This is a genomic window from Nevskia soli DSM 19509, from assembly GCF_000711955.1.
Lineage (GTDB): Bacteria > Pseudomonadota > Gammaproteobacteria > Nevskiales > Nevskiaceae > Nevskia > Nevskia soli.
Genome location: NZ_JONR01000017.1, coordinates 38,294 through 52,692 on the forward strand (window position 1 = coordinate 38,294; position 14,399 = coordinate 52,692).

The window sequence follows — 14,399 nt, forward strand, 5'->3', positions numbered from 1 at the left end:
TAACGCGCGCAATCCCTAAACTTATTTCGCCAGGACTGGAGAGGGTAGATAAGGGGCAAAGATCGCCCAAAAGCGAGTTCTGGAGCAAGGGATGACGTCGATAATCGTAGGTAGCGGGTTGGGTCTGCTTGGCAGTTCTGCGACTCAACAAAACGGTTACGGGACTCCCGGGAACAGCAAGATCGGACAGGGGAATACCAGCGCTTACGTAAACGGCGCGACGGGCAACCTGGTCGTCCAAAGCCAAGATGAGTTCTTGGCCGCGGTTGGATTGAATGATCCGGTGGTGGCGACGTACAACTCGCTCGGAACCGAGGGCTATAACAGCGACCACTGGCAGTTCTCATTCGAGCGCAGTCTGACGCTGGGTCTTCTGCCGAAGTCCTTGCACGGTGCGATTACCCGGACAACGGCAGACGGGGATGTCGAAAATTTCACCTGGAACGGTACATTGCAGCTGTGGCAAGCGCAAAATGGAACCGGTACATATGACACGCTCACTTACACGAGTACGACATGGGTTTATACCCAAGGCGGTACAGGCGTAACCGAGACCTATAGCTCGACTGGCCAGCTGCTGTCGGAGACGGATCAAAACGGCAACCAGCTGACTTATAACTACAATTCGAGCAATCAAGTCAGTTCGATCTCGGATTCCTCGGGGCAGGTTACTTATCTGGATTACAGCGGCAACAATCTGACTGATATTCGGATTATGGCCCTGGTTCCTGGGGCAACCGACCCTACACAGATGCAGCAGTTGGCGCGGGTCGAATACGCCTACGACACTTCAAATCGCTTGACTGCGATGGCAGTGGAGTTGACGTCGAATAACAACGGCACCTTCGACAGCAACGTCTATACCACTACATACCAATACTCGGGGACATCCGACAGAATCACACAGATTGCGCAGAGCGATGGCACTGTACTTACTATCGGCTACTCCGCTGCGGGACGCGTGACATCACTTACCGACGGGCAAAACAATACAACCACAATCGCCTACAACGTTATATCCGGTACTGCCACCGTAACGGATGCCCTTAGCAACGTTACCACCTACACCTACGACATCAAGCAGCGGTTGACCAAGATCGCGGAGCCCTTGGACAGCGGTGGCACGGCCACGCTTACCTACGCATATAACACCGACAACAGCATCAGCAAAGTGACCGACGCTGACGGCCGAACGGTGAACTACAGCTACGATAGCGACGGTAACCTGACCGAAGTCCAGGACTCGCTGGGCAACACGGTGACGCGGACCTACGACAGCAGCAACCGACTGCTATCGGAGACTGTTTACCAGACGCCGGCGTCGGCGGTGGGCCAGGCAGCCTCAAGTCCGGAAACGACGCACTACGTATACGACGCCAACGGCAATCTGCGTTTTGTGGTTTTGCCCCAAGGCGAGGTAACGGAATATCGCTATGACTCCAAGGGTGAGCGGCTCACATCGATCACCTATCCGAGTGCTTTGTCTACGGGTCCCTATACGGGGGTTTATAGCGGACCGGACAGCGTATCGGGAACCATCCCGAGCTTGAGCGACATGACGACCTGGGCGTCTGGGCAGGACCAGACAAAGATCCGACGCACGGATACCACCTACGATCTTACCGGACAGATTCAGACTGTCACAGCCTGGAATACGACGAATAGCAGCGGGGTGGGTGTTGGCGACGGCAAGCAATTGGAGAGTCGTTATGTTTATGACGTCGGTGGGCGATTGCTGATTAGCATTGATCCGCGTGCCGCGTCCGGCGTACCAACCAGCACCGCTGCTGCGGGTCAAGCCTATGTCACCAGCTATGTTTACGATGGCTTAAATCGCCTCCTCAGCTCGACCGACAATACCGGCCGCATAACCGTTAGTAACATTTACGGAAGCGTTTCTCCCCCTACCACAGGCACCGGCCAAAACGTGTCGGTCCTGTCGACTGCCGCAAATGGCCTGCTCACGACGACGGTATATAACGGTGCTGGAGACGTAGTCAGTGTTAGCAAGACGAGCCACACTGGGGTGGCATTGGGCACGACTTCTTATGTTTACGATGCCAATGACCGGCTGGCAGAAGTAACGGACCCGACAGGTGCATCGACTTACTATGTATACGATGCGGAGGGGCGTCGCGCGGGAGTAATCACTCCGCAGAAAGAGCTGACTGAGACGCGATACAACGACAACGGGCAGGTAATTGCTACGATCCAGTACGCCAACTACGTTACGACAAGCAATCCGGTAGGTGATAGCGTCAGTCAGGTGCGCCCATCGGCATCATCGCTAGATCGCACGACCGCGTATCTCTATGACACGGCGGATCGCCTGGTTGACGTGGTGGATGCCGAGGGCTACGTCACGCAGTACGCCTACGACGGGGCCGGCAACAAAATTAGCCAGACCCAGTTTCTAAACGCAGTATCGAGCGTTCCAATCACGGGCACTGCTTCCAGCATCAGTGTGCAGCCGGCGCCGGGGTATGATCGCACTACGCGATATTTTTACAATGCCGATAGCCAGCTGGTCGCTGTACTGGATCCAGACGGGTATCTAACGCAGACGACATATGACAATGCCGGCGAAGTCGTCAAGACGATAGCCTACGCTACGGCGACGACAGCTGGCCTTAGGGTCAGCGGTACCTTGGCGCAGCTCATCCCTGCGACGAGCCCCGGCCACGATCAGATCAGCTATACGTTTTACAACGGTTTGGGGCAGGTATCCGCCTCGCTCAATGCAGATAGCTTCCTCACTGCGAACACGTACGACCTTGGGGGCAATCTCAGCAAGCAGATTCGCTATGCCACAGCCGTGGGTTATAGCGGGAGCGGTGGTGCACCAACGCCGACTATATCGGCACAGGATCAGACCCAAACTTGGGTTTACGACGCACTCAACCGGCTGAGTACGCAGACCAATGCACAAGGAACCATCACCCAATATAACTACAATGCAGTGAGTGGCTTCCTGGTCTCGAAGATCAATGCCGTGGGCCAGACCGACCAGCTGGGTCGGAACGATCAGCGTACAACCTCATATACCTCATACACCGACTTGGGGGAGGTAACAAACACCCAGTTGGGAAACTCCGGCTCAAACACACAGAGCTTTTACGACGCGGATGGACGGCAGACTGAAAGCATTGATCCGGATGGAAAGAAAACGTTTTACTACTACGATGGTGACGGGCGGCTGGTCTATACCGTCAATGGGGCCGGCGAAGTCACCGGAAATGTATACGATGCTTTTGGCGACATCGTCCAAACCACCGAGTATGTCAATCGAATCAGCCTCACTGGCTTGATTGGCGGTCTGGTTGGTAGTGACACGGCCTTCAACGCGGCGATCGGCGCTACCGGATTCCAGGGAAATGCTGCCAATCGCGTAACAAGCTATCAGTATCAGGATTCACGTGGCCTATTAACGAATACCACAGATGCTTTGGGCTTTGCCTCGACACAGTCCTATAACGCGTTTGGAGAACTCCAGCGCAAAACGCAGGATGTGGGCAGCAGCCCCGGCGTAGCCTCCAGTGCCGACCTGTACACCTATGACGGCGACGGTAATTTAACGCAAACGGTTGTCGACAGCGGTCGTCTGGGCTTGACCACAAACATCTCGTATGACGCTTTCAGGCGGACTACGCAGGTGCTGGATCCCATTGGTAACAGCACGACGACTACCTTCGGCGATCCGCTTGGGCTCTATGTCGCTACAACGGATGCTTTGGGGCAGTCGACGGTAACGAACTACGATGCGTTTGGGCGTGTGTCCGCCACTGAGGATCGCGATGGTAACATCACCACCTACACTTATAGCGACGCGACTCAGACAACTACGAAAGTCGACACGGCGCTCGGCATAGGTACGACGACGGTCGAGAATCGGCAGGGACAAGTTATCAAGGGTATCGATGGCATGGGAGCCATCACTACCTACAGCTACGATGCAGACGGCAACCTCACGAACACCGTCGATCCCAACGGAAATCAGACTGTTCACGCTTACGATGCCTCTGATTTGCTCACTACCACAGTGGATGCCAACGGCACCTCCACAGCCTATGCTTACGATGCCGCTCGCAGGGTAAGCACCAAGACTGTTGATCCGAGTGGACTGAATCTTAAAACGCAATTTGCCTATAACGCGTTCGGACAGGTCAGTCAGGTCACTGATCCAAACACAGCCGTGACGCGCAGCGTCTTCAACAATGATGGCCGCCTGGCCTATACAATCGACGCTTTGGGCGCTGTCATCGGCTACCAGTATGATCTGGCTGGAGATATCACGCAGACGACTGCATACGGTACCCGGATATCACTGTCCGGCTTGTCTGCGAATCCGACAGATACTCAGGTGGCGGGACTGGTAGCAAGCAGTGTTGGCAATGAAATAACGCGCAATGTCTACGACGCCGGTGGCCGCTTGGCCTACAGCATCGACGCCGTTGGCGACGTAATCGGTTACCAGTACGATGCGGATGGTAACGTCACGCAGACGACGAAATATGCGACTCCGATCTCGCTGACCAGCCTGCCGGCCGCACCCAAGCCCGGCGATATCCAGCTCGCGCTGCTGAACTTTACAGTAAGCAACAGCCCCAACGGGCAAGTGCAGCTTGCCAATGGCACGGTGACGCTGACCTCCGGCAGCGACACCACTACCTACAACCCCCAGGCAACTGGTCCGTATTACACGATCTCCGGTCAACCGACCACTTACTCGTCGGTGATCAATACCGGAAGTTCAAGTTCCGGACGCTACATCACTGACTATCTGGACTCCGCGCCGGGTGCGAACCCGCCGAGCCGGGCTGGCGTGTACATCCAAGGCAGTACGGTTTACGGCGTCTTCTACAATACCTTCACTCAGCAGATGCAAACCGTCAATTTCGGGACGGTTCAGGACAACACCAATTACGTACTCAGGGTATCAATCACCAATAATTCCACTCAGCTGCGGTTCTACCAACAAGGCAATACGGACCAGAACTCATATTCGTTTATCGCCTGGGGTGCTTCCGGCCTTTGGAGCAAAGCCCGAGTAGTGGTAGGGACGCAAACACAGCCTGGTCAGGCATCAAGCGTCTCCACAATCAGCAATATGAACGTCGTCGGGTCTAGCGACCAGGCCACTCGCACGATCTATGATGCTGATGGGCGCGCCATATACAGCGTCGATCCCCTCGGGGACGTGACTGGGTATCAGTACGACGGGAACGGCAACGTTACACAAACTACGAAATTCGCCACGCCTATCGATCTGTCTGCGCTGCCGCTCAATCCTCAAGCCTCCGATGTGCAGTTGGCTCTGATGCATTTTTCGACGAGCAACGATCCAAACGGTCAAGTCAGAATCGGCAACGGCCAGGTTGCGCTCACCACTGCCAATGGTGCCGCCGGCAACCCGCAAGCAACCGGACCTTTGTACAGCGTCACAAGCCAGCCTTTGGTCTTCAACTCGGTAATCAACACCGGCAGCCCATCTACTGGACGTTACCTCGCAGATTACCTGGACGGAACCGGAGCCGTCACCAATAACCACAACCGCGCCGGAGTCTACATCCAGGGCAATCAAGCCTACTGTGTATATTACAACAGCCAGACGGGAGCCTTAACTACCGTCAGCATGGGTGCGGTGCTGGACAACACCAGCTATGTTGTCAATATCTCGATCACCAACGGCAATTCAACCATCAAGTTCTACCAGCAAGGAGGATCGGGACTCTCCTTTTTGTGGGTCTGGAACCTGGGCGGTCAATGGGCGACTGCGCAGGCGATGCTGCAGACGCAGACGCAGTCGGGACAAGCGGTCAGCACGGGCACAATCAGCAATTTTAGCCTTGTAGCCTCGGCCGATCAGGCTACGCGCACGGTCTACGACACCGAGGGGCGCGTCGCTTATAGCATTGATACTTTGGGTGATGTGACAGGTTATCAGTACGACTTGGATGGTCGTCTCACGCTAACCACGAAATACACCACGCCGATCAATCTTTCGAGTTTGCCCTCGAATCCGCAGATATTGGACGTACAGCCGTTGGTTGCGGGCAGTACTAACAATGAAGTCACACGCAGCGTTTACGATACAGCTGGCCGGCTGGCTTTCAACATCGATGCCGCCGGCGACGTGATCGGTTATCAGTACGATGCGGACGGCAATGTTACTCAGACGACGAAGTATGCAACGCCGATCGCGCTAAGTAGCCTTCCGACCATACCCAAACCAGGGGACGTTCAGCTTGCGCTGTTGAATTTTGCGGTGACCAACAGCCCCCACGGTCAAGTGCAGCTTTCCAATGGCACTGTAACGTTGACTTCAGGCAGCGATACCACCACTTACAGTCCTCAAGCGGCTGGTCCGTATTACACAACCACCGGGCAGCCCACTACCTATACCTCGGTAATCAACACCGGTAGCTCAAGCTCCGGGCGATACATTACTGACTATCTGGACTCCGCATCCGGAGCCACTCCGCCGAGCCGGGCGGGTGTGTATATCCAGGGCAGCACCGTCTACGGCGTCTTCTACAATACAAGTACGCAGCAGATGCAGACTGTCAATTTCGGGACAGTCCAGAACAATACCAATTACGTGCTGAAGGTATCGATTACCAACAACACGACACAGCTGCGGTTTTATCAGCAGGGCAATACGAATCAAGATTCCTATTCGTACATCGTCTGGAACTCTCCGGGCCTTTGGAGTAAAGCGCGGGTGGTTGTCGGCACGCAGACGCAGCCCGGCCAGGCATCCAGCGTATCCACAATCAGCAATATGAACGTGGTCGGGTCAGCCGATCAGGCCACGCGCACGGTCTACGACAAGGATGGCCGCGCTGTATACAGCATTGATCCACTGGGTGATGTAACAGGCTATCAGTACGACGCCGACGGGAACGTCACGCAGACGACGAAATATGCGACCACGATCGATCTGACTACTCTGCCATTGAATCCGCAGGCGACAGACGTGCAACTCGCGCTGATGCGTCTTTCGGTGAGCAACGATCCGAACGGCCAGGTCCAGGTAGGCAACGGTCAGGTCGCTCTCACAACGGCCAGTGGCGCCACCAGCAATCCGCAGGCGACCGGCCCCCTGTTCGCGGTAACCGCGCAGCCGTTGGTTTTCAACTCGGTAGTCAATACCGGGAGCCCATCTACCGGGCGTTACCTCGCCGTTTATCTCGATGGCACCGGAAACGTTTCCAACAACCACAATCGTGCTGGCATCTACATTCAAGGCAACCAAGCCTACTTTGTGTATTACAACAGCCAGACAGGAGTCTTGAGCACCGCAGCCATTAGTGGCACAGTGTTGGACAACACCAACTACGTCGTCAATATTTCAATCACCAATGGTAGCTCGACCATCAAGTTCTACCAGCAAGGATCGGGGAGTGCCGCCTTGTGGGTGTGGAATCTTGGCGGTCAATGGGCAACAGCGCAGGTAATGCTGCAGACTCAGACGCAGTCCGGGCAAGCGGTTAGTACAGGCACGATTAGCAACATGAGCCTGATTCGCCCGAACGATCAAGTGACGAGCGATGGCTATGACGCCGATGGCCGCTTGCAATCGGTGATCGACGCGGATGGCTACACTCAGAGCTACACCTACGATGCCTTTGGAAACAAGAGTTCTTACACAAACCAGAACGGTAACGTCTGGAATTATCAGTACGATAATCTCAATCGATTGAGCCTACAGATAGACCCGGCTACGGCAAATTACATTGTGTCGGGAAGCGGTCAAAGTGTGCAGGTGAACGTAAACACCACCAATCAGGTGGCGGCACAGGCAGTAGGCTACGATGCGTTCGGAAACGTATCCTCGCATATCAGCGGCTTTGCCACAGCCACTGGCGGCCTCGAATTGTTTACTGCATTGCGTGCAACTGATTACGTGTACGACTTGCTTGATAACCAAGTTCAGACGATTAATGCCGCATCGAACTATGTTTACCAGGGGCAGACCTGGCCGATTAGCTCGCTTAGTGCGGGGGTCGCAGTTTACAAACCCTCTGGGGATTCCGCATACGGTAGTGATCCGACTCAATTCGAGACGATACAGGCTCTTACCACGACAACGTTCTATAACGGTCTGGGCCAGGCTGTGGCTGGCGAGGATGCTGCGGGTCATTTCACCTACAAGATTTATAACGCCCTAGGCGAAGTCACCTACGAGATCGATGGCGAGCGCGGTGTAACCGGCTATACCTACGATGCATACGGCAATCAGCTTACGGAAAAGCGCTACGCCTCTGCTCTTGCCGAGGGTAATGCCACTTCTGGTTTGGTAAGCCTGGAAAACTCAATCCTCTCGGCGCAAGCAGCGAATCCCGGAAACCCCGCGGCAGCTTCGGTGCAGAATGCCCTGTCTGCGGCACTGGCGCAGGTAGCTTCTCTGGTGAATGCGGTTGTCGTAGCCAACAACTCGTTCGATCGCACAATCACCACCGGCTACGATGTGCTCAATCGCAAGAGCATCGTGACGCAACCTGCGGTGAACTACCACTTGGTCACAATTGGCGGGGCGGTTACGGACGCGACGGCTAGTCCGACAACTAAGTACGCTTACGACGCGTTTGGCGAGCTGACCACGCAGAGTGAGTTGCTCAACCCGGGCTTGTCGACTCCCACTTGGGCGACCACTTATTACGGCTATGACGTGGACGGTCATCAGACTGCCGTTATCGACCCGATGGGTTACTACACGCAAAATCAATATGATGCTTTCGGCAATTTAAGCCAGGCAGATCAGTACGCCCAGATTCTCACGGGCGGTTCGCCCTCCGCCTTGCCTGCATTCGGAACCGCTGCGTTTCTGGCGACTATTTCGTCCACAGCGGCTAATACGACGAATCCCAATTCGATCGGCTATGACCGCGTGGTGAATTACGGCTACGACGATCTGAATCGCCAGACCAGCCAGACTCGCGTGGGGGTGGTCTATGCGACGCTGGCGAGCAATAGCTTGAGCGCCGCGTATACCATCGGCAATGTGACGACGAGCACTGCTTACGATGGTGCTGGCAACGTAACGGCGACGACTGATGCACAGGGCAATGTCACTACGACGTATTACAACGCTCTTGGAGAAATCGTCGATGTGAGCCTGCCGTCACACGCAATTTACTCGGGGACGCAGCCACAAACCCAGGCCACGTTGACGGCTTACGAATACGATTTTCTCGGCGACCAGATTGGAAAGATTGCATATGCTGGCAGTGTTAGCGCAAACCCCACCAATAATGGAGGTATTCCACAAACCCCCAATCTGAACACCGACGAAGTGACCTATACGCTGTACGACGTTCTCGGCCGACAGACGGAAACAGTACAGGAAGATCATGCAGCGGCGAATTCCAATTACACAGCGGTTGTGCAAGATCGCGCTTATGATGCGCTAGGGCATGTCGCACGCATTTGGGAGCAGGAGAGTTTAGTTGCCGGAATTGGCGGGTCGCAGCTCGAAGTACAGGTCTACGGCTATGACAGAAACGGCAACCAAGTATCAGAGATGGATGCGGTACGTACGCCGACACTGGGTAGTAGTCTGCCGGTCGCGGGTACTGCGGTGACCAGCATGTACAAGCTGGCGACCTTTGACACGTTCGGTGAGCAAACGAAAAAAATAGTACAAACAAATACGACCGTTAACAGCACTTATCAGTATGCCTACGATGCGGATGGCCGTCTGTGGCAGACAGATCAAAGCGGCGTCGATACGGTTTATCAATACGATCTGCAGGGGAATGTAACATCCAAAGTTTTGGTGCCGGTGCAAACTAGTTTGCCGGCTATTGGCACGTCTAATTATGTTCCGACGTGGTTGCCAACCATTTCAGCATTCTCTACTTCTCTCCAGGGTTTGGTCGATACGGACACCATTTACAATGCCGATGGGTACGTCAAGGGCGAGATCGATCCGCCGTATCAACAGACGACACGGATTACGAAAAATCAAAGCGTCGATCGTTGGGGGAATGTCATATCCAGCACAGATCCGGCTAACGGTGGGATAGCCCAGAATTTCTACAACGATCAAAATCAAATCATCAAGACGATCGAACCAACTGTCAGGGTCTGGACTGACGTTGCCGGCACCACCACCGGTACATTTACAGCTACTTCAAGTTCTGTTGCACCGACGATTGCAACTTATTATGACAATCTTGGGGAAAAAATCGCCGGTACCGATGCGGACGGAAATACGACCACCTACGTTTATGATGCCGTTGGTGAAATGGTGGGCCAATGGAATCCAGAGCAGGTCGATGGGCTTACGCCGAACTATGCTGAATCAATATTCAGCTACAACGCTTTTGGACAACAGGTAAGTGTTGCTAGTAACGGCAATCTCACGCAAAACACCTACGATCAGCTCAACCGTCTTGTGGGCCAGGTAGTCAGTCAAGGTGCCGGCATCTATGGTTCCAGCCAATACAGCTACGATCAGGAAGGTAACCGCACGTCGATGACCGATGGTGTCGGTGATATCACGCGATATCTCTACGATACCCGTAACCAGTTGATATTCAATCTGTCGCCTCTGACTGAGTATTACTCGACTAACTACGTGGATGCCTCTTACTACTCCTCCTACTCATATGATGCGATGGGTAATAAAACAGGAGAGACGCTCAATGGTGGAAATCAGTTTATTTGGACATACGATGGCTACGGACGCCTGACGGGCAGCCACAATTTTGTGCAGGACGCTTATACATACGGCTACGATGTTTTGGGGCGATTGGTGCATATGCAGGCCACGGGGGCGGTCTTCACCGGCGTAAGCGGCTTACAGAATTTAAGTTATACCTATTTCACCAACGGTGCACTTGCCACAATCACTGACAACGAGACCAACGTTTATGGCGGGCCTGCCGGTAATCAGCTCACAACCTATCAATATGATGCTGATGGGCACCAAACGTTAGACCAAGTCAAAAATGTTGTAACTGGAGCGTTTCTCGAAAACGAGCAGATCACCTATGACGCATTAGGCCGAATTAATACAGTAGCCGATTCTGGGGTAGTTAGCCAAAGCTATAGCTACGACGCCAACGGCAATCGCATTCGAGTTAACTCTGTTCCAACAATCGGCGCTGCGCAAGATGCGTGGTACGAATATAACGCGCAAAACGAAATGGTCGTTGTAGCTGGTCAAGGCACGTTGAATTCTGACGGGAGCTACAGCGTACAGTTAGGCAGTGCTGGCAGCTGGCTGGGCTACGACAATGGAGGCAATCGCACGCTGGCTCTGACAGGTGGACAAACAACCATATACAAATACAACCCGTTAGGGGAGATAGTTACTGTCTATAACGTGATTAGCAATACAAACGTTGAGACACAGGGCAACTTCTATAATCGGGCAGGTCAATTGGGTTCTGCGCTGACGTATAACGGAAGCCTGACCTCTGACACGGTGACGCGTTCGGAATCACTGGGGTACGATGCGAACGGGTATCTCCTTTCTGAAATTGAATACGGTGCTGACGGAAAAAGGCAGAACTGGGCCAATTACGCGGCTTCTGGTCTAGGTGCTCCGGAAACTGATGCAGCGTTAGCTGCGGATCACGGAAATTACGATGCGTTAGGAAATGAAACCGCAGTCTATACGACAGTCTATAACGATGACTCCGCCAACACTCTGAATTACACATTCGATACCTTTAATGTATATATCAGGGTTGGCTCTAGTGAAGTGCTGAGTACGCAGACGGCTCAGGTCAACGTCAATGGTTACCACAACAGTACTGCCTTCTACTCATATGATGCCCAGGGCAGCGTGGTGGGGATTATGAATCAAAGCCCCAATAATGGCGTGACGCAGGAGAACTTCGTCAATGATCCGCAGGGGCAAATGCTTCAGCAGTCGGAAGTTAAGAACAACACGACGTTGAACCAGGTCTACGCTTACGTCAACAACAGCCCGATTTGGAGCAGCGGCACAATCAATACGACGCCGACCAATTACAACTACCAGCAGGTCTCGGATCAGTACCCGCCCACAAATCCCGGGCAATATATCGTGCAGAGCGGGGATACTCTGCAGGGAATTGCGCAGAGTGCGTACGGGGACGCCAGCTTGTGGTATCTGATTGCCGACGCGAATGGCTTGCAGTCGACTCCGTCAACCCAGCCGCTGCAAGCTGGATTGTCACTGACAATTCCGAATCAAGTCACCAACATTCACAACAATACCGATACGGTAGCGCCGTACAACCCTAGCCAGGCCATCGGGAGCGTTAATCCTGTGCCGCAATATGTGCCGCCCCCTAGCAGCGGCGGGTGCGGCGGAATTGCAGGCATCATTGCTGAAATTGTTGTGGTTATCGTCGTGGTAGTGGCAGATATTTACGGACAAGAATACGCCAACTACCTTCTCCCGCAAGTCTTTGGTGCAACCACGGCCACCGGCGCCGCTGTTGTTGGTACGGGCAGTGCGATTGCAACTTACGCAGCCGGTGCTGCGATTGGCGATGCGGCGGGCCAGCTTGTTGGGGATGTTTTAGGCACACATCAAGGCTTCAGTCTATCGGAAGTTGGCACCGCGGCGGTGGAAGGCGCTATAACCGGTCCAGTGGCCCCCGGCAATGTTGCGGAGCAGATTGCCGCGGGTGCAGTTGCCAATGCAATTGGTCAGGGCATCAATATTGCAACTGGGCAGCAGCGCAGCTTTTCTTGGTCGAGCGTCGCCGCAGCAGCTGTGTCAGCCGGAGTCCGGAGTGAGCTTGCGACGCAAATACCGCCGGGTTCCATGAGCAACGTGGCCTACGCGGCAGCGAGTTTCGATGGCAATGTAGCTGGGGAAGCCACCCAGGTGCTTTTATCTGGGCATGGGCATATTCAGTTTGCAAGTATCGCGGCCGATGCCTTTGGCAATGCTATAGGGAGCTACCTCGTGGGAGCCTTGCGTACCACGCCTGGGCTGACGCAGCAACAGAATAACCAGAATGCGGCGAATGGCGGCGCCCCCGCGGGTGAAAATGGGGCCTACAATGCCAACGGCATTACCACGTATGCCTATGATGGTCCGAATGCGCCGGGTGGACAACCGCTGCAGGGCACTACTGGCACTAACGGTGGAAATGTCGCAGGCAACGGATTCGTGCCGGTGCCGGAGACTACAGCTCCGTCGGCGTCGAGTGTATCGCTAGACGGTAGTTCGGTTGGAACTGGCCTTGTTTATACCCAGCAATTGGTTGGCACGACGGACAATGTCGAGTTCCTGACTCCTACCGTCGTCAAGCCGAATGGCGCCTCTCTCGCGAGCGATACGCTGGGGCCGCAAATCTACAGTCCGCCGTCATCATCGATTAACCCGGTAGAGGCGCAAGTACTCCTTACTGCCTTGGGTACTATGTATACCTTTGGAGGGGCAGTTTCGGCAGGCCAGACTGCGGCCAATAATGCCGTGAATAAAATTCAAGATACGCTAAGCAGCCTCGGCTCCGCACTTAACAATGCAGGTCGAAACTCGCCGGTATTGGGATATCTGGCAGACAAAGGGCAGGAGTATTTGGGGGGGGCTTATGCGGCTTCCGAAGTAGTCAGGACGGTGGTCAACGCAATCCCCTCTAATCTCGGACAACTCGGGGTGGCGGTGGTTGTGGGCGAGGCTGTGGGCATTGTGGCTAAAATCCCAGCCATCAGCAATGTGCTGAATACTGACGTTGGTGCTTTCCTTTCAAAGACTGCTGGATTGGATCTTGATTTTGTGGGCGGGGCTGGAGCGAATGCGGTAGCGACATCTGAGTTGGCGCCGGAAGCTGCGACACTCGCTGAATCGAAGGTAGTGAGTCAGTCGGCGGATCAAATTGCAACCCTGAGTGAGAGTTCGGCCCCAACGTCAAGAGTTGCGGCAAGAGACATCGCTGAGGTGACCCCTGCAAATGCAGAAGCGGCAGGACTGCAAGCGCAAGGAACCGTTGAAGCGACAAACAGTACAATCGCTGCCGATGGTCCCCTCGCTGGCTCCATTCGAACCGTAAATCCGAATTACCCAGCTCCTGGGTTCGACAAAAACTGCGTAGAGTGCGTCATTGCGACCGAAAAGCGGTTTGCCGGAACACTAGGGGTGGGGGCAAAGCCCACGCCCGGACCAATTCCGATAACTAGAATTTCGGACGAGTTTGGTGGATCCTTCCAGAACGTGTCGGGGCCGATGCAGATTGGCAGCATATTAAGCGAGGCGGGTAACGGCTCTCGTGGAATTGTTTATGGCGCCGATAACGCACGGGGCTTCGGCCATGTATTTAACGTTCGCTTTGACAATGGCGTCGTTCGCTTCCTTGATAGCCAGCCTGGTCGAGGTGCAGGCCTCGGTGTAGATAACTTCGACGATTTTACGGACTTTCAATTCTTACTAACGTCCGGCGGACGATAAC

Annotated in this window: 1 protein-coding gene; it reads left to right on the forward strand. The window is 54.4% G+C overall.

Going from position 1 to position 14,399, the window contains the following annotated elements; translation table 11 throughout:
* The first annotated feature begins 91 nt into the window (after positions 1-91).
* Positions 92-14,398, forward strand: a complete 14,307-nt coding sequence (locus tag BP26_RS0110065) for a toxin glutamine deamidase domain-containing protein (protein WP_029920453.1) — start codon at positions 92-94, stop codon at positions 14,396-14,398.
* Position 14,399 lies beyond the last annotated feature (1 nt).

Excerpts from the sequence above, each read along its gene's own strand:
- BP26_RS0110065 (WP_029920453.1), top strand. The coding sequence starts at position 92 with ATGACGTCGATAATCGTAGGTAGCGGGTTGGGTCTGCTTGGCAGTTCT.